15 protein-coding genes are annotated in these 17,318 nt (G+C 59.3%); 12 read left to right on the top strand and 3 right to left on the bottom strand.

What is annotated here, in order from left to right; all coding sequences use genetic code 11:
- Positions 1-26 precede the first annotated feature (26 nt).
- From rpsF to KGB23_RS15960, 9 genes are all read left to right on the top strand, one after another.
- The gene (gene rpsF, locus KGB23_RS16000) at positions 27-449 is read left to right on the top strand and encodes a 30S ribosomal protein S6 (protein ID WP_003217491.1); all 423 of its coding nucleotides are present in this window, start codon (positions 27-29) and stop codon (positions 447-449) included.
- Between the two features lie 28 nt (positions 450-477).
- Positions 478-708 carry a 30S ribosomal protein S18 gene (gene rpsR / locus KGB23_RS15995; protein ID WP_002551829.1) on the top strand — a complete coding sequence of 77 codons (231 nt, stop codon included), beginning with the start codon at positions 478-480 and terminating at the stop codon, positions 706-708.
- 36 nt (positions 709-744) lie between these two features.
- Positions 745-1,638 carry a hypothetical protein gene (locus KGB23_RS15990; protein WP_223431774.1) on the top strand — a complete coding sequence of 298 codons (894 nt, stop codon included), beginning with the start codon at positions 745-747 and terminating at the stop codon, positions 1,636-1,638.
- 19 nt (positions 1,639-1,657) lie between these two features.
- Positions 1,658-2,104, top strand: coding sequence for a 50S ribosomal protein L9 (gene rplI / locus KGB23_RS15985; protein WP_033055552.1), 447 nt, complete (start codon positions 1,658-1,660; stop codon positions 2,102-2,104).
- A 122-nt stretch (positions 2,105-2,226) separates the two neighbouring features.
- Positions 2,227-3,621, top strand: a complete 1,395-nt coding sequence (dnaB, locus tag KGB23_RS15980; protein ID WP_008157008.1) for a replicative DNA helicase — start codon at positions 2,227-2,229, stop codon at positions 3,619-3,621.
- 101 nt (positions 3,622-3,722) lie between these two features.
- Positions 3,723-6,026 (top strand): YgiQ family radical SAM protein, encoded by a 2,304-nt coding sequence (locus tag KGB23_RS15975; RefSeq protein ID WP_223431773.1) that lies wholly within the window; start codon positions 3,723-3,725, stop codon positions 6,024-6,026.
- A 462-nt stretch (positions 6,027-6,488) separates the two neighbouring features.
- Positions 6,489-9,764 carry a DUF2126 domain-containing protein gene (locus KGB23_RS15970; protein WP_223431772.1) on the top strand — a complete coding sequence of 1,092 codons (3,276 nt, stop codon included), beginning with the start codon at positions 6,489-6,491 and terminating at the stop codon, positions 9,762-9,764.
- 88 nt (positions 9,765-9,852) lie between these two features.
- Complete coding sequence (locus KGB23_RS15965) at positions 9,853-12,339, top strand: circularly permuted type 2 ATP-grasp protein (protein ID WP_223431771.1); 2,487 nt, start codon at positions 9,853-9,855, stop codon at positions 12,337-12,339.
- On the top strand, positions 12,339-13,229 hold the full coding sequence (locus tag KGB23_RS15960) for a transglutaminase N-terminal domain-containing protein (protein ID WP_223431770.1): 891 nt from the start codon (positions 12,339-12,341) through the stop codon (positions 13,227-13,229). The genes KGB23_RS15965 and KGB23_RS15960 overlap by 1 nt, the downstream gene beginning before the upstream one ends.
- A 126-nt stretch (positions 13,230-13,355) precedes the next feature.
- Here KGB23_RS15960 and KGB23_RS15955 read toward each other — a convergent pair whose 3' ends face one another.
- The gene (locus KGB23_RS15955; protein WP_008157021.1) at positions 13,356-13,547 is read right to left on the bottom strand and encodes a hypothetical protein; all 192 of its coding nucleotides are present in this window, start codon (positions 13,545-13,547) and stop codon (positions 13,356-13,358) included.
- 68 nt (positions 13,548-13,615) lie between these two features.
- Positions 13,616-14,203, bottom strand: coding sequence for a TIGR00730 family Rossman fold protein (locus tag KGB23_RS15950; protein WP_033055560.1), 588 nt, complete (start codon positions 14,201-14,203; stop codon positions 13,616-13,618).
- Positions 14,204-14,546: 343 nt separating this feature from the next.
- Here KGB23_RS15950 and azu point away from each other — a divergent pair, with 343 nt between their 5' ends.
- The 3 genes from azu to KGB23_RS15940 all read left to right on the top strand — a co-directional run bounded on the left by azu (position 14,547) and on the right by KGB23_RS15940 (position 16,450).
- Positions 14,547-14,993 carry an azurin gene (gene azu, locus KGB23_RS15945; RefSeq protein WP_223431769.1) on the top strand — a complete coding sequence of 149 codons (447 nt, stop codon included), beginning with the start codon at positions 14,547-14,549 and terminating at the stop codon, positions 14,991-14,993.
- A 234-nt stretch (positions 14,994-15,227) separates the two neighbouring features.
- A complete protein-coding gene (locus KGB23_RS30155; protein ID WP_263288643.1) occupies positions 15,228-15,623 on the top strand; it encodes a helix-turn-helix domain-containing protein in 396 nt (131 codons plus the stop codon).
- Positions 15,527-16,450, top strand: coding sequence for an IS3 family transposase (locus tag KGB23_RS15940; protein WP_317851621.1), 924 nt, complete (start codon positions 15,527-15,529; stop codon positions 16,448-16,450). Before KGB23_RS30155 ends, KGB23_RS15940 begins: the two co-directional genes overlap by 97 nt.
- A 36-nt stretch (positions 16,451-16,486) precedes the next feature.
- On the opposite strand, the gene nadE is transcribed toward KGB23_RS15940, so the two are convergent.
- A complete protein-coding gene (nadE, locus tag KGB23_RS15935; RefSeq protein ID WP_223431768.1) occupies positions 16,487-17,314 on the bottom strand; it encodes an ammonia-dependent NAD(+) synthetase in 828 nt (275 codons plus the stop codon).
- Positions 17,315-17,318: the final 4 nt, after the last annotated feature.

Raw genomic sequence — 17,318 nt, 5'->3', positions numbered from 1 at the left:
CAGGCTACAACCCGTAAGGAGCATTCATGCGTCATTACGAAATCATCTTTTTGGTCCACCCGGATCAAAGCGAGCAAGTCGGCGGCATGGTAGAGCGTTACACCAAGCTGATCGAAGAAGACGGCGGCAAAATCCACCGTCTGGAAGATTGGGGCCGTCGTCAACTGGCCTACGCAATCAACAATGTTCACAAGGCTCACTACGTGATGCTGAACGTTGAGTGCACTGGCAAGGCCCTGGCCGAGCTGGAAGACAACTTCCGCTACAACGATGCAGTGATCCGTAACCTGGTCATCCGTCGCGAAGAAGCCGTTACCGGCCAATCCGAGATGCTCAAGGCTGAAGAAAACCGCAGTGAGCGCCGTGAGCGTCGCGACCGTCCTGAGCACGAAGGCGCTGAAAGCGCTGATAGTGATGACAGCGACAACAGCGATAACGCTGACGAGTAATCCACGGACCTTTTAAGGAGCCTATCAAATGGCACGTTTCTTCCGTCGTCGTAAATTCTGCCGCTTCACCGCTGAAGACGTGAAAGAGATCGATTACAAAGATCTCAACACTCTGAAAGCTTATGTATCCGAGACCGGCAAAATCGTTCCAAGCCGCATCACCGGTACCAAAGCACGTTATCAGCGTCAGCTGGCCACCGCTATCAAGCGCGCCCGCTTCCTGGCCCTGCTGGCCTACACCGACAGCCACGGCCGCTGAGACCGGGCAGTCGACACGTAGCAAAGGATTGAAAGCATGCGTGCCATAGCTGAGTTCATCATGCGCGGCCGTATGCAGGCCACTCTCGTAGTGGCTGGATGCGCAACATTGCCGTTGTTGTATTGGTTGGGTGCTGCCGCTGGTTGCCTTGTGCTCCTGCGGCGCGGATTGAAGGACGCCCTGGGCGTTCTTGCTCTGGGACTGCTGCCGGCGTTGATCTGGTGGCTTTACTCCGATGACCCACGGGCACTTCTGGTGCTGCTGGGATCTTGGAGCCTTGCGTTGGTTTTGCGCGCAAGCGAGTCCTGGAACCGCGTGCTGCTGGTCAGCATAGCGATGGGAGTGGTGTTTTCAGTGGTGCTGGGGACGATTTTTGGTCCCCAAATCGAGATGCTGGCGCAGGCTTTGATAAAAGTCATGCCGTCGCTACTCGGTGATGTCTACCAGAAGTTGTCGGTAGACGAGCAAGCGCATTTTGCGTCCCTGATCGCACCGGTCCTGACCGGCCTGATTGCGGCCTTGTTGCAAATCGTCAGTGTGCTGAGCCTGCTTGTCGGGCGCTACTGGCAGGCGTTGTTGTACAACCCGGGTGGTTTTGGTCGCGAGTTTCGCGCCATCCGATTCCCGCTTTTGCCGGCGATGTTGCTGCTGGCGTGCATGCTTCTGGGGCCGAACATCGGTCCGCAGATGGCCATGTTGACGCCGTTGTGCAGTGTACCGCTGGTGTTCGCCGGGCTGGCCCTGATTCACGGGCTGGTGGCGCAAAAGCGACTGGCCAGGTTCTGGCTGGTGGGGTTGTACGTCACGCTGTTGCTGTTCATGCAGCTGATCTATCCGTTGCTGGTGGTCTTGGCCATCGTCGACAGCCTGATTGATTTTCGCGGTCGTTCGACGCCGAAAGACGTCGATAGCGCGAACGGTGAAGGTTAAAAGTTAAGAGGATTTTCACATGCAACTGATCCTTCTGGAAAAAGTCACCAACCTGGGCAACCTGGGTGACAAAGTGAACGTTAAGGCTGGTTACGGTCGTAACTACCTGCTGCCTTACGGCAAAGCTACCGCTGCGACCGCTGCCAACCTGGCTGCGTTCGAAGAGCGTCGCGCTGAGCTGGAAAAAGCCGCAGCAGATCGTAAAATTTCGGCTGAAAGCCGTGCCGCCCAACTGGCTGAGCTGGAAGTGACTATCACTGCCACCGCTGGCGACGAAGGCAAGCTGTTCGGTTCGATCGGTACTCACGACATCGCTGATGCACTGACCGCCTCTGGCGTTGAAGTTGCAAAAAGCGAAGTTCGTCTGCCGAACGGCACTATCCGCAACGTAGGCGAATTCGACGTAGCCGTGCACCTGCACGCCGAAGTTGAAGCCACCGTACGCGTTGTCGTGGTAGCAGCTTAAGCAGCACTTGTCGGCTGGCACCCTCGGGTGCTTGCCGGTAACATCGGGCACGATCCTGTTTACAGGTCGTGCCCTTTGTCTTTCTGCAGTTCCTGATTTTCACACACTCAATTCAAGTGGCCATGAACGATATCTCCGCACCCGAGCAATACGATCTGCAAACCGCTGCCCTGAAGGTGCCGCCGCATTCCATCGAGGCCGAACAGGCCGTGCTCGGTGGTTTGATGCTGGACAACAACGCCTGGGAACGCGTGCTTGATCAGGTGTCGGACGGCGATTTCTATCGACATGACCACCGCCTGATCTTCCGTGCGATCGCCAAGCTCGCCGACCAGAACTCGCCGATCGACGTCGTGACCCTTGCCGAGCAATTGGACAAGGAAGGTCAGACCTCGCAAGTCGGCGGCCTCGGATACCTTGGCGAACTGGCAAAAAACACGCCGTCTGTCGCCAACATCAAGGCTTATGCGCAGATCGTTCGTGCGCGGGCGACGTTGCGGCAGTTGATCGGCATCGCCACCGAAATCGCTGACAGCGCCTTCAATCCGGAAGGTCGCTCCGCGGAAGAGATCCTCGACGAAGCCGAACGGCAGATCTTCCAGATCGCCGAGGCCCGGCCAAAAACCGGCGGCCCGGTGAGCGTGAACGACCTGCTGACCAAGGCCATCGACCGCATCGACACCTTGTTCAACACTGACAACGCCATTACCGGCCTGTCCACCGGTTACACCGATCTCGATGGTATGACCAGCGGCCTGCAACCGTCCGACCTGATCATCGTCGCCGGCCGTCCATCCATGGGTAAAACCACCTTTGCGATGAACCTGGTGGAAAACGCCGTGTTGCGCAGCGACAAATGCGTATTGGTTTACTCGCTGGAGATGCCAGGCGAATCGCTGATCATGCGTATGTTGTCGTCCCTCGGCCGTATCGACCAGACCAAGGTCCGTGCCGGTCGCTTGGAAGACGACGATTGGCCGCGCCTGACATCGGCGGTCAACTTGCTTAACGATCGCAAGCTGTTCATTGACGATACGGCCGGTATCAGCCCCTCGGAGATGCGTGCGCGGACCCGACGCCTGGTGCGTGAGCACGGCGATGTCGCCCTGATCATGATCGACTACTTGCAGCTGATGCAGATTCCGGGTTCGGGCGGCGACAACCGGACCAACGAGATTTCTGAAATCTCCCGTTCCTTGAAGGCCCTGGCCAAGGAATTCAACTGCCCGGTGGTGGCGTTGTCCCAGCTCAACCGCTCCCTGGAGCAGCGACCGAACAAACGCCCGATCAACTCCGACCTCCGGGAATCCGGAGCGATCGAGCAGGATGCCGACGTGATCATGTTCGTGTACCGGGACGAGGTGTATCACCCGGAAACCGAGCACAAAGGCATCGCCGAGATCATCATCGGCAAGCAGCGGAACGGCCCGATCGGTACGTCACGACTGGCGTTCATCGGTAAGTACACCCGCTTCGAAAACCTGGCGCCGGGCAGCTACAACTTCGACGACGAGTAAGTTGCCGAGGGTTTCAATTTCCGACCATAGCCGTCGGAATTGGTTATTTTTTGTGCTATATTCCGCGCCCGCGATTTTTCATCTCAACACCGGTCATCGTCATGCAAACAGCCAAGCCGTTATTTGACTATCCCAAGTACTGGGCCGAATGCTTCGGTCCAGCGCCATTCCTGCCGATGAGCAGGGAGGAGATGGATCAGCTTGGCTGGGATTCATGCGACATCATCATCGTCACCGGTGATGCGTACGTTGACCATCCGTCGTTCGGCATGGCAATCATCGGCCGGCTGCTGGAGTCGCAAGGCTTTCGCGTCGGGATCATTGCGCAACCAGACTGGCAGTCTAAAGACGACTTCATGAAGCTCGGCGAGCCGAACCTGTTCTTCGGCGTCGCGGCCGGCAACATGGACTCGATGATCAACCGCTACACCGCCGATAAAAAAATCCGCTCCGATGACGCCTACACTCCCGGTGGCATGGCGGGCAAACGTCCGGACCGCGCCAGCCTGGTTTACAGCCAGCGCTGCAAGGAAGCCTACAAGAACGTGCCGATCGTTCTCGGTGGCATTGAAGCTTCCCTGCGCCGCATCGCCCACTACGATTACTGGCAGGACCGGGTTCGCAACTCGATCCTGATCGACGCCTGCGCCGACATCCTGCTCTACGGCAACGCCGAGCGTGCGATCGTCGAAGTCGCCCAGCGTCTGTCCTACGGTCACAAGATCGAAGACATCACCGATGTGCGCGGCACCGCGTTCATCCGTCGCGACACGCCGAAAGACTGGTACGAAGTCGATTCCACGCGTATCGACCGTCCGGGCAAGATCGACAAGATCATCAACCCGTACGTGAACACCCAGGACACCCAGGCCTGCGCCATCGAGCAGGAAAAAGGTCCGGTTGAAGACCCAAGCGAAGCTAAGGTCGTGCAGATTCTGGCCAGTCCGAAGATGACTCGCGACAAGACCGTGATCCGTCTGCCTTCGGTTGAGAAAGTCCGCGGTGACGCGGTTCTTTATGCGCACGCCAACCGCGTGCTGCACCTGGAAACCAACCCGGGTAACGCCCGCGCGCTGGTTCAGAAGCACGGCGAAGTCGACGTCTGGTTCAACCCGCCTCCAATTCCGATGACTACCGAAGAAATGGACTACGTGTTCGGCATGCCCTATGCGCGCATTCCGCACCCGGCGTACGGCAAGGAAAAGATCCCTGCCTACGACATGATCCGCTTCTCGGTGAACATCATGCGTGGCTGCTTCGGCGGCTGCACCTTCTGCTCGATCACCGAGCACGAAGGCCGGATCATCCAGAACCGTTCCGAAGAGTCGATCATTCGCGAAATCGAAGAGATCCGCGACAAGGTCCCCGGCTTCACCGGCGTCATTTCCGACCTCGGCGGCCCGACCGCGAACATGTACCGCATCGCCTGCAAGACCCCGGAAATCGAATCCGCGTGCCGTAAGCCTTCGTGCGTGTTCCCGGGCATTTGCCCGAACCTGAACACCGATCACTCGTCGCTGATCCAGCTGTATCGCAGCGCCCGTGCGTTGCCGGGTGTGAAGAAGATCCTGATCGCGTCCGGTCTGCGCTACGACCTCGCGGTCGAGTCGCCGGAATACGTCAAAGAGCTGGTGACCCACCACGTCGGTGGTTACCTGAAGATCGCCCCGGAACACACCGAGGAAGGTCCGCTCAATCAGATGATGAAACCGGGCATCGGCAGCTATGACAAGTTCAAGCGCATGTTCGAGAAGTACTCCAAGGAAGCCGGGAAAGAGCAGTACCTGATTCCGTACTTCATCGCCGCTCACCCGGGCACCACCGACGAAGACATGATGAACCTGGCCTTGTGGCTCAAGGGCAACGGCTTCCGTGCCGACCAGGTGCAAGCGTTCTACCCGTCACCGATGGCCACCGCCACCGCGATGTACCACTCGGGCAAGAACCCGCTGCGTAAGGTCACTTACAAGAGCGACGCCGTGACTATCGTCAAGAGCGAAGAGCAGCGTCGTCTGCACAAGGCGTTCTTGCGTTATCACGATCCGAAAGGCTGGCCGATGCTGCGTGAAGCGCTGACCCGCATGGGCCGCGCCGACCTGATCGGACCGGGCAAAAATCAGTTGATCCCGCTGCACCAGCCGGCGACCGACAGCTACCAGAGCGCCCGTCGCAAGAACTCGACACCGGCCGGCAGCCATAAAGTGGCAGGGGAAAAGACCACCAAGATCCTGACCCAGCACACGGGCTTGCCACCGCGCGCCAGTGATGGCGGCAATCCGTGGGACAAGCGTGAACAGGCCAAGGCAGCGGCGTTCGCCCGCAACCAGCAGGCGGCCAAGGATCGCAAGGACGCGGCCAAAGGCAAAGGGCCCAAGCCTGCGCGTAAGCCGGTAGTGCCGCGCTAAGCCTCGCTTGAGCTGAACAGAACGCCAACCTTCGGGTTGGCGTTTTGCGTTGTGGCTGTCTGGAGATTGTGTTGTATCTGTGGGATCCACCCCTCATCGGAACGCCGCCCGCCCATCCCTCTCCCCACGGGGGAGAAGGGGAATGGGAGCTGATCTCCAAGCCTTTCAAAACCTGAGTTAGACGCGGGACTTTCCGGTTGCAGCATCTAGGCCAAACACCTCGGTCAGTTCCCTCTCCCTCCGGGAGAGGGCTAGGGTGAGGGTTGGATCTCAAGCCGTACACAAAACCCGACCCCAGCCCTCCCTCCGCAACATTTCCGTGCAACTCCCCCAAACCAAATTCCCGCATCGCCCGATTTTGGTGCTGTACTGCCTCAAGCAACCGGAGAAAGCGCCAGCGCTGCTGGATGGCATAAGTCTTGCGCGCTTTCGATAACGCTTAAGGCTCGCAGGAGGCACGCCGTGTCGATTCATGTCGCATTGCACCACGTCACGCATTACCGCTACGACCGCGCCGTCGAGCTCGGTCCGCAGATCGTTCGCCTGCGCCCGGCCGCCCACAGTCGCACGCGGATACTGTCCTATGCGCTGAAAGTCTCGCCGGAGCAGCACTTCATCAACTGGCAGCAGGACCCCCAGGGCAATTACCTGGCGCGGTTGGTGTTCCCGGAAAAAACTGATGAGCTACGGATCGAAGTCGATCTGCTGGCGGAGATGGCGGTCTTCAATCCGTTCGACTTCTTCCTTGAGCCCTACGCGGAAAAGATCCCGTTCGCCTACGCCGCGGATGAGCGCAAGGAGCTGGCGCCGTACCTGGAAACCTTGCCCCTGACGCCGAAGTTCAAGGCGTATCTGGATGGCATCGACCGCACGCCGCTGCCCAGTGTGGATTTCCTCGTCGCACTCAATCAGCGCCTGAGCGAAGACATTGGCTACTTGATCCGCATGGAGCCGGGCGTGCAAACGCCCGAACACACCTTGGAACACGCCTCCGGTTCCTGCCGCGACTCTGCGTGGTTGCTGGTGCAGCTGCTGCGCAACCTCGGTCTGGCGGCGCGTTTCGTTTCCGGCTACCTGATTCAATTGACCGCCGACGTCAAAAGCCTCGACGGTCCGTCGGGCACTGACGTGGACTTCACCGACCTGCACGCCTGGTGCGAGGTCTATTTGCCCGGTGCCGGCTGGATCGGCCTGGACGCGACGTCAGGGCTGTTTGCCGGTGAAGGACACATTCCGTTGGCCTGTAGCCCCGATCCGGGCTCTGCGGCACCGATCAGTGGCTTGGTTGAGCCGTGCGAGTGCGAATTTACCCACGAGATGTCCGTGGAACGGATTTGGGAAGCACCACGGGTAACGAAGCCCTACACCGAAGAGCAATGGCTGGCGATCCAGGCGTTGGGACGGCAGATCGATGCCGACCTGTTGGAGGGTGATGTACGCCTGACCATGGGCGGCGAACCGACGTTTGTTTCCATCGACGATCCAGACGGCGCCGAGTGGAACACGGCGGCACTGGGGCCAGACAAGCGGCGTCTGTCCGCCGAACTGTTCCAGCGCATGCGCAAGCACTACGCCCCCCAGGGCCTGGTGCATTTCGGTCAGGGCAAGTGGTACCCCGGCGAGCAATTGCCGCGCTGGTCGCTGAGCTGCTACTGGCGCCGCGACGATGTACCGATCTGGCACAACAGCGCGCTGATTGCCGATGAGCAGGAAGACTACGGTGCCAATGGCGAATTGGCCGGGCGTTTTCTGGCGAGTGTCGCCGAACGCCTGAAAATTCCGACACGTTTTGTGTTTCCGGCCTACGAAGACAATTTCTATTACCTCTGGCGCGAAGGCACTTTGCCGCAGAACGTCAGCGCCGAAGACTCACGTCTTGAAGAGCCGTTGGAGCGTGCACGTCTGCGCAAAGTCTTCAGCCAGGGTCTGGACAAAGTCATCGGTCAGGTACTGCCGCTGGCGCGCACCGCCAAGGGTGATCAGTGGCAAAGCGGCCGCTGGTATCTGCGCGATGAGCATTGTCGATTGGTGCCGGGGGATTCGCCGCTGGGCTATCGCTTGCCGCTCGGCTCGCAGCCTTGGGTGAAAGCGGCGGAGTACCCGTTCATTCATCCTGTGGACCCGAATCAGGATTTCCCTGCGCTGCCCGACACTGCACAACTTCAGAGCCAAGGCGAGCCTGCGGCTGCTGATGAGCGCACGCCAAAGATCGACGAATCCGCCGATTGGCTGACTCGCACGGCGTTCTGCGCCGAAGCGCGAGAAGGGCGGTTGTACCTGTTCATGCCGCCGCTGGAACGGGTCGAGGATTACCTGGAACTGGTCAGCGCCATCGAAGCCACCGCCGAGGAATTGCATTGCCCGGTGTTGCTGGAAGGCTATGAGCCGCCGAGCGATCCGCGGCTGAGCAACTTCCGCATCACGCCCGATCCGGGGGTGATCGAGGTCAACGTGCAGCCGTCAGCCACGTGGGATGAACTGGTCGAACGCACTGAGTTTCTTTACGAAGAGGCACGCCAGACCCGACTGACCACCGAGAAATTCATGATCGACGGCCGGCACACCGGCACGGGCGGTGGTAACCATTTCGTACTGGGCGGCGCGACACCGGCTGACTCACCGTTTCTACGCCGCCCCGATCTGCTGCGCAGCCTGATCAGCTACTGGCATAACCACCCGTCCTTGTCCTACCTGTTTTCCGGATTGTTCATCGGCCCGACGTCTCAGGCGCCACGGGTTGATGAAGCGCGTAATGATGCGTTGTATGAACTGGAAATCGCCTTCGCCCAGATGCCTGAGCCGGACGAGGAGTGCGCGCCGTGGCTGGTGGATCGGCTGCTGCGCAACCTGCTGATCGACGTGACCGGCAACACCCATCGTGCCGAATTTTGCATCGACAAACTGTATTCGCCGGACGGAGCTACCGGTCGCCTTGGATTGCTCGAGTTGCGTGCTTTTGAGATGCCGCCCCATGCGCGCATGAGCCTGGCGCAGCAACTGTTGTTGCGTGCGCTGGTGGCCCGGTTCTGGCGCGAGCCTTATGCGCCGCCGAAACTGGCACGCTGGGGCACTGAGCTGCACGATCGGTTTTTGTTGCCGCACTTTATCGAACAGGATTTTGCCGACGTCATCGTCGACCTCAATGCCGCCGGTTATCCCGTGCGCGCCGAGTGGTTTGCGGCGCATCTGGAGTTCCGCTTCCCCAAGGTCGGCGATTACGCCGTCAGCGGGATCGAACTGGAATTGCGGCAGGCGCTGGAGCCCTGGCATGTGCTGGGCGAGGAGGGCGCAGTTGGCGGCACGGTGCGTTATGTTGATTCGTCGCTGGAGCGTTTGCAGGTCAAACTCACGGGCCTGCCGCCGCAGCGTTATCTTCTGACCTGCAACGGCATCCCGGTGCCATTGCAACCCACCGGGCGGGTCGGCGAGTTTGTGGCCGGTGTGCGTTTCCGCGCCTGGCAACCGGCGAACTGCCTGCAGCCGACCATCCCGGTCCACGCGCCGTTGGTGTTCGACCTGCTCGACACCTGGATGCAGCGTTCGCTGGGTGGCTGTCAGTACCACGTCGCCCATCCGGGCGGTCGCAACTACGACAGCTTGCCGGTGAACGCCAATGAGGCCGAGAGCCGGCGGATGGCGCGTTTTTTCCGCATCGGACATACGCCGGGGAAACTTCCTATACCCAATATGGAAATTAACGACGAGCTACCGATGACTCTCGATTTACGACGCTTCTAAACCGTACGCGACGCTCGGACTTTTCGTATATCCGAGCGTCATGAGCCTGCGTTAGTCTGACCGTTCTTTGCTGTCTGCCGAGCTTTCCATGCCTGACCTGCTTGACCGCTACCCGCTGACGGCGGGCACTTATCATGAACTGCTCGACGACAGCGGCGCTGTGCGCCCGCATTGGCGTCGGTTGTTCGACCAATTGCAACGCAGCACACCAACGCAATTGGTGCAGCGTCAGGCGCTGCTGACCCGGCAGATCCAGGAAAACGGCGTGACTTACAACGTCTACGCCGACCCTAAGGGTGCCGATCGGCCGTGGGAACTCGATCTGCTACCTCACGTGATTGCGGCTGATGAATGGCAGCAGTTATCGGCCGGGATCGCTCAGCGGGCACGCTTGCTCAATGCTGTGCTGGCAGATCTATACGGACCGCAACGCTTGATCGCCGAGGGTCTGCTGCCTGCTGAACTGGTCTTCGGTCACAACAACTTCCTCTGGCCCTGTCAGGGCATCACGCCACCTGATGGGGCTTTTCTGCATCTGTATGCGGTGGATCTGGCACGCACGCCTGACGGTCGCTGGTGGGTGACGGCGGACCGGACGCAAGCACCGTCCGGCGCCGGTTATGCGCTGGAAAACCGCACCATCGTGTCCCGGGCCTTTCCCGAGTTGTACCGCGATTTGAAAGTGCAGCACCTGGCCGGGTTCTTCCGCACGCTTCAGGAAACCCTGGCCCGTCAGGCGCCGAGTGATGACGAAGCGCCACTGATCGTGCTGCTGACACCGGGACGTTTCAACGAAAGCTATTTCGAACATCTCTATCTGGCGCGCCAGCTCGGCTATCCGCTGGTAGAGGGCGGCGACCTGACCGTCCGGGATGCCACGGTTTACCTCAAAACATTGAGCGGACTGCGCCGGGTCCACGCGATCATGCGGCGGCTCGACGATGATTTTTGCGACCCGCTGGAGCTGCGCACTGACTCGGCCCTTGGCGTGCCGGGATTGCTGGAAGCGGTACGCCGAGGGCGAGTGTTGGTGGCCAACGCCCTCGGCAGCGGCGTGTTGGAGTCGCCGGGGTTGTTGGGATTCCTGCCGAAGATCAATCAATTCCTGTTCGGCGAAGAATTGATCCTGCCCTCCATCGCGACCTGGTGGTGCGGTGAAGCACCGGTACTGGCTCAGGCCCTGGAAAAATTGCCGGAGTTGTTGATCAAACCGGCGTTCCCGTCACAGAGCTTCACGCCAGTATTTGGGCGCGATTTGAGTGAAAAACAGCGTCAGGCGCTGGCCGAGCGCATGCAGGCCCGGCCTTACGCCTATGTCGCGCAAGAATTGGCTCAGCTCTCTCAAGCGCCGATCTGGCAGGCAGAAGACGGTCATCTGCAACCCCGGGCTATCGGCATGCGCGTGTACGCAGTGGCCAGCCGTGAGGGCTATCGGGTTCTGCCCGGCGGCCTTACCCGGGTTGCCGCCGAGGCGGATGCCGAAGTGGTGTCCATGCAACGGGGTGGCGCGAGCAAAGACACCTGGGTGCTGGGCGATCGCCCGCCGAGCGGTGAGCAATGGAAAACCCAGCGTACGATCGGTGTGCACGACCTGGTGCGACGCGATCCGTATCTGCCGTCGCGAGTGGTGGAAAACCTGTTCTGGTTCGGCCGTTATTGCGAGCGCTGCGATGACAGCGCGCGGCTGCTGCGGATCATGCTGGCGCGTTATGTCGATGGCGATGATCCGCAAGCCCTGGAGGCGGCGGTCGATCTGGGTGAACGGTTGATGTTGTTGCCCGATGAAGGCGAGTTGCCGGAGCGTTTAATGGCGGCATTGCTCGGCGATGACTGGTCGTTCAGCCTGCGCTCCAACCTGCAACGTTTGCAGTGGGCGGCCTCGCAGGTGCGTGGCAAGCTCTCGCGGGAAAACTGGCAAGCGCTGGTGGAGCTCCAGCGTGAAGCCATGGAGCTGGAAGCCGAAGAGCCGGATTTCGGCGAATTGCTGGATTTCCTCAACCGTCTGGTGATGTCCCTGGCGGCATTATCCGGTTTCGCCCTCGACGACATGACCCGGGACGAAGGCTGGCGCTTCCTGATGATCGGCCGCCGGATCGAACGTCTGCAATTTCTCAGCGCCAGCCTGGCAGCATTTCTGCGCGGTGCCGGTGCTTTCGATCAGGCGGGACTGGAGTGGCTGCTGGAGCTGGGCAACAGCAGCATCACTTACCGTTCGCGGTACCTGGCGGTGGCGCAACTGATCCCGGTGCTCGACCTGTTGCTGCTCGACGAGCAGAACCCCCATGCCGTGCTGTTTCAGTTGAAACTGGTGACGCGTACCTTGAAACGCTTGAATGACGACTTCGGCGTACCTCGCGAAGCAGGGTTACCGCAGTTGGTGGAACGCTTGGCGCAGTTCGATCTGGGATGCCTGGAGAATTCGCTGTTCGGCGAAGCCAGCGTTCGGGCGGCCATTGAGGGGCTGGCTGACCTGCTGCAAGAGATCGCCGACGCCAGCGGGCAAGTGTCGGATCGTCTGGCCTTGCGACATTTCGCTCACGTCGATGACGTCAGCCAACGCACGGTGTCCGTCTGATGAGCGCCCATTACCAGATTCTCCACGACACCCATTATCACTACGACAGTCCAGTCTCTCTGGCCCAGCAGCTCGCGCACCTGTGGCCGCGGGCGTGTGCCTGGCAGCGATGCACCGAGCAGCAACTGCAGATCAGTCCCGCCCCGACGACCCGCCGCGATGAACTGGATGTGTTCGGTAATCCGCTGACTCGGCTGGCGTTCGAGCGGCCCCACGATGAATTGCTGGTCAATGCCCGGCTCACCGTCGAAGTGCTGGCCCGGCCTGCGCTGGATTTCAATCAATGCCCCGCGTGGGAAGAAACCCGCAACGCGCTGACCTACAGCAGTCAGCCGCTTTCCCCCGAATTGCTGGAGGCGTGTCGTTACCGGTTCGAATCGCCCTACGTGCATTTGAAGCGCAACTTCGTCGAGTTTTCCGAAAGCTGTTTTCCACCGGGTCGGCCGCTGCTGTTGGGTGTTCAGGCGCTGATGGAGAAGATTTTCAGCGAATTCACCTTCGACGCTGAAGCGACCCAAGTGGCGACGCCGCTGGTAGAAGTGCTGGAGCGCCGACGCGGTGTTTGTCAGGACTTCGCTCACTTGATGCTTGCCTGCGTACGCTCCCGTGGGTTGGCGGCGCGGTACATCAGCGGCTACCTGCTGACCCAGCCACCACCGGGCCAGCCGCGACTGATCGGCGCCGATGCGTCCCATGCCTGGGTTTCAGTGTTTTGCCCGGTGCTTGGTTGGGTGGATTTCGACCCGACCAACAACGTGCAGCCGGCGCTGGAACACATCACCTTGGCCTGGGGCCGGGATTTTTCCGATGTCTCGCCGTTGCGTGGGGTGATTCTTGGGGGCGGCAGTCATGATCCCGAGGTTAGAGTCACGGTGATGCCTTTGGAATAACAAATGATCCAATGTGCATAAATTCGGGATGGGTATTTCAGATGGGACTGTGAGGGTCAGCAACATCGTTGCTGACCCTGGACACAGATCCGGTGGGCCTGATCAGATCATCGGGCCCTGAGGGTCTCAGGCGTCGGGCGCCTGATCTTTCGGTGCTTCAACAGCATCTTCTGCGGCCACTTCACCTTCTGCATCCGGGTTCAGTGCGGCGGCTTCTTCTTCAGCTGTAGCTTTCTTGCGCTGAAGCTTTTCCTCTTTCTTCTGCTCCTTGGCCAAGTCTCTCTGACGTTTGGCGAAGGAATAATTGGGTTTAGCCATGGGCGATCCTCTGGGGTCGAAGGTGAGGTTGAGCGGCGCGTATTCTGCCCTGTATCGATGCCCAGCCGTTAGCTGGGTTTTTGCTCGAGCCACTTTGGCACCACTGTCGGCTGCCAGGCGTCCAGTGCATCGAGCAGGGTTTGCGGCGATTCGCTCACTTGCAGCATGTCACGGTGCGGTTCACGAACGAAGCCTTCGCCGACGATATGATCGAGAAAAGACGTCAATTTGCTGTAGAAACCGTTCACTTCCAGCAGCCCCAGCGGTTTTCCGTGGTAGCCGAGCTGGCCCCAGGTCCAGACTTCGAACAGTTCTTCCAGCGTGCCCAGGCCGCCGGGCAGGGCGATAAAGGCGTCACTGAGCTCGGCCATCCGCGCCTTGCGCGCATGCATGCCGTCGACCACTTCCAGACGAGTCAGGCCGCTGTGACCGATTTCCTTGTCTTTGAGGCTTTGCGGGATGATCCCGATCACTTCACCGCCGGCCGCCAGCGCAGCATCGGCGACGATTCCCATCAGCCCGACGGCGCCGCCGCCATAGACCAGAGTCAGCTTACGCTCGGCCAATGCTCGCCCCAAGGCGACAGCCGCTTCACGATAAGCCGGGTTGGTGCCAGTGCTGGCACCGCAAAATACACAAACGGACGCTAAAGACATGCCTTACTCCATGGTCAGGATGGCCACAGAGTAAAGGCAGGTACGCGGCGTTCCAAGGTCTACACTTCGCATTCAGATGTTTCACAGGTTCCGCTGGCGCCACAGGCGTAGGCGGCGAGCAAACTGCACAACAGGCTATTGATCGACATGACTGACGCTCCAGATGAGTGAGGACGACCTGATGATAGGGCCGCCCTAGACGTCTGGCTGGTAGATTGTTTCGATAGGTGTCATAGCCCGAAAGTTGTATACAATTTTTGATTCAGGTCATAGGAACTTGCGAAGTTTTCAGGCAGTCTTCTGTCCATTCGCACTTTTGTTAACCCTGCCTTGGAGATTCACCATGTTTGCCAAACTTGTTGCGGTATCCCTGCTGACACTGGCCAGCAGCCAATTGATGGCTGCCGAATGCAAGGTCACTGTCGACTCGACTGATCAAATGTCCTTCGATACCAAGGAAATCAGCATCGACAAGAGCTGCAAGACGTTCACCGTGGAGCTGAAACACTCCGGCAGCTTGCCGAAAAATGTCATGGGCCATAACTGGGTGCTGAGTAAAACAGCTGACATGCAACCGATCGCCACCGACGGCCTGAGCGCAGGTATCGAGAAGAACTACCTGAAAGCAGATGATGCCCGCATCATCGCCCACACCAAAATCATTGGTGCTGGCGAGACGGATTCGGTGACTTTCGATGTTTCGAAACTGGCTGCTGGCGAAAGTTACGGCTTCTTCTGCTCGTTCCCAGGCCACATCTCGATGATGAAAGGCACAGTTACCCTGAAGTAAGTCGGACCACCGCGTTATCGTTCTTCGCGAGCAAGCCCGCTCCCACATTGGATTTGTGAATTCCTCAGATCCAATGTGGGAGCGGGCTTGCTCGCGAATGGGCCTTCAGCATCAATAAATGCTTGAGGCAAAGAAAAGCCCGCTGAGGATCAACGCCTTCAGCGGGCTTTTTTTATTCACATGTCTCGTCCTGAATAAGGTTTACACCTTCTGGCTTCTTTTCAGGAGGGTGCAATGAATACGGGCGCAAAACGCAGTCAGCGAGATTACACGCTGACTTTTAAATTGTCGGTTGTCGATCAGGTCGAAAAAGGCGAGTTGAGTTATAAAGAAGCTCAACGGCGTTATGGGATTCAAGGTCGGTCGACGGTGTTGGTGTGGTTACGCAAGCATGGTCGGCAGGACTGGAGCCAAGGCGCTTCCATTCGTACCCAGAGGAGCCGACCGATGGACGAGCCCACCTTGCCTTTGACTCCCGAGCAGAGAATCAAAGAGCTTGAGGAGCAGTTGGCACTGGCCAATCAGAAAGCCAAATTCTTCGAAGACGTGGTCGATGTTCTGAAGAACGACTACGGCGTATCTGTCGTAAAAAAGCGGCCCGGCAAGTCGTTGCGCAAACCCAAACCCTGAGTGTCAGCAGGGCTTGCCAGTTTATGGCGATCAGTAGCCAAGCCTATTACAAGCGGGATCGGGTCTATCGTGCTCGGCTTGAGCAAGACCAGGAGCTCATCAATTTTGTGCGCCACATCCGCGTACGTCAGCCCTGCATCGGTGCCCGCAAGCTACATTCGATGATGCACGCCAGCGGCGAGAGGCAAGAGCTGCATGTCGGCCGGGATCGCCTGTTCGAGGTTTTGCGCGATCACCGCCAGTTGGTTCGTAGAAAACGGGCCTATCACAAGACGACGGACAGCCATCATCGCTTCCGCTGCCATCCCAATCTGCTGAAGCCTGGCCCGCAGCAAGTGGTTGCGACTGGTCCAGAACAGGTCTGGGTGGCTGATATCACCTACCTCTCCACGCGAGAAGGCCCCGCCTATTTGAGCCTGGTGACGGATGCCTACTCGAGAAAAATTGTCGGCTATCACGTGCATGACAGCCTGCATGCCAACTCTGTGGCTCAAGCCTTCCGCATGGCCTTAAAGATGCGTCGAACAAACCAGAAACTGGTGCATCACTCGGATCGAGGCGCGCAGTACTGTTCCGATCTCTACCAAAAGCTGCACGCCAAGCACGAAGTTACATGCTCAATGACCGATGGCTACGACTGCTACCAAAATGCCTTGGCAGAGCGGGTCAACGGTATTTTGAAAACAGAACTACTGCTCTACCGGCCAACAGATCTGGCACAGGCTGAACAGATGGTGCGAGAGGCCGTTACGATCTACAACGAGGAGCGACCGCACTTGTCCTTAAAATACAAAACGCCCGATGCGGTACATCGGGCGTTGGGGTGAAACAGGTGTAAACCTATTTCAGGACTAGACAACACATCAAGGTGCGAACGGCATTACTCGCTTGTGATGAGTCTTTTTATACGTGTCACAAATGATCTTGAACGCTTCCTCACGCACCGGCTCGCCATGCAAAAACGCGTCGATCTCGGCATAGGTCACGCCGTGGGACGCTTCGTCCGGTTTGCCGGGCGACAGGTCTTCAAGGTCGGCCGTGGGGATTTTTTCCACCAGCGACTCCGGCGCGCCGAAGCTGCGGGCGATATTCCGGACCTGGTTTTTCACCAGGCCGCTCAGTGGCGCCAGATCGCACGCGCCATCACCGAACTTGGTGAAGAAACCCATCACCGCTTCCGCTGCGTGGTCGGTGCCGATCACCAGGCCGTGGGCCGCGCCGGCGATGGTGTATTGGGCGACCATGCGCATCCGCGCCTTGGTGTTGCCCAGCACGAAATCCACCGAGACCGCGTGCTTGCCTTCGAAGGCTGCGACTTCACTGGCCAGGGATTTGACCGCTGGGCCGATGTTCACGGTGTGGCGCTCGTCCGGGGCGATGAAGTCCACCGAAGCCTGGGCATCGTGTTCGTCGAACTGGGTTTCGTACGGCAGGCGCACGGCGATGAACTTGTAGCTGTTGTCGCCTGTGCGGGTGCGCAGTTCGCGCATGGCACGCTGGGCCAGCAGGCCGGCGGTCAGGGAATCGACGCCACCGCTGATGCCGAGTACCAGGGTCTTCAGCCCGGAATTGACCAGGCAGTCCTGGATGAAGATGATCCGCCGGGTGACTTCAGCCTCGAGGGCGGCCTGGTCGGCGAACGGCGGCTGGACCTTGAGCTGTTCAGCAATCTCACGCTGTTCGGCTTGCATGAAT

Source organism: Pseudomonas sp. GL-B-26 (genome assembly GCF_019947405.1).
Lineage (GTDB): Bacteria > Pseudomonadota > Gammaproteobacteria > Pseudomonadales > Pseudomonadaceae > Aquipseudomonas.
The sequence above is the reverse complement of the archived record's forward strand: the minus strand, read 5'-3'. Positions and strand labels throughout refer to the sequence as shown.

What these genes read in the sequence shown, in the direction of transcription:
- rpsF (WP_003217491.1), top strand. Translation starts at nt 27, where the DNA reads ATGCGTCATTACGAAATCATCTTTTTGGTCCACCCGGATCAAAGCGAG.
- rpsR (WP_002551829.1), top strand. Translation starts at nt 478, where the DNA reads ATGGCACGTTTCTTCCGTCGTCGTAAATTCTGCCGCTTCACCGCTGAA.
- KGB23_RS15990 (WP_223431774.1), top strand. Translation starts at nt 745, where the DNA reads ATGCGTGCCATAGCTGAGTTCATCATGCGCGGCCGTATGCAGGCCACT.
- rplI (WP_033055552.1), top strand. Translation starts at nt 1,658, where the DNA reads ATGCAACTGATCCTTCTGGAAAAAGTCACCAACCTGGGCAACCTGGGT.
- dnaB (WP_008157008.1), top strand. Translation starts at nt 2,227, where the DNA reads ATGAACGATATCTCCGCACCCGAGCAATACGATCTGCAAACCGCTGCC.
- KGB23_RS15975 (WP_223431773.1), top strand. Translation starts at nt 3,723, where the DNA reads ATGCAAACAGCCAAGCCGTTATTTGACTATCCCAAGTACTGGGCCGAA.
- KGB23_RS15965 (WP_223431771.1), top strand. Translation starts at nt 9,853, where the DNA reads ATGCCTGACCTGCTTGACCGCTACCCGCTGACGGCGGGCACTTATCAT.
- KGB23_RS15960 (WP_223431770.1), top strand. Translation starts at nt 12,339, where the DNA reads ATGAGCGCCCATTACCAGATTCTCCACGACACCCATTATCACTACGAC.
- KGB23_RS15955 (WP_008157021.1), bottom strand. Translation starts at nt 13,547, where the DNA reads ATGGCTAAACCCAATTATTCCTTCGCCAAACGTCAGAGAGACTTGGCC.
- KGB23_RS15950 (WP_033055560.1), bottom strand. Translation starts at nt 14,203, where the DNA reads ATGTCTTTAGCGTCCGTTTGTGTATTTTGCGGTGCCAGCACTGGCACC.
- azu (WP_223431769.1), top strand. Translation starts at nt 14,547, where the DNA reads ATGTTTGCCAAACTTGTTGCGGTATCCCTGCTGACACTGGCCAGCAGC.
- KGB23_RS30155 (WP_263288643.1), top strand. Translation starts at nt 15,228, where the DNA reads ATGAATACGGGCGCAAAACGCAGTCAGCGAGATTACACGCTGACTTTT.
- nadE (WP_223431768.1), bottom strand. Translation starts at nt 17,314, where the DNA reads ATGCAAGCCGAACAGCGTGAGATTGCTGAACAGCTCAAGGTCCAGCCG.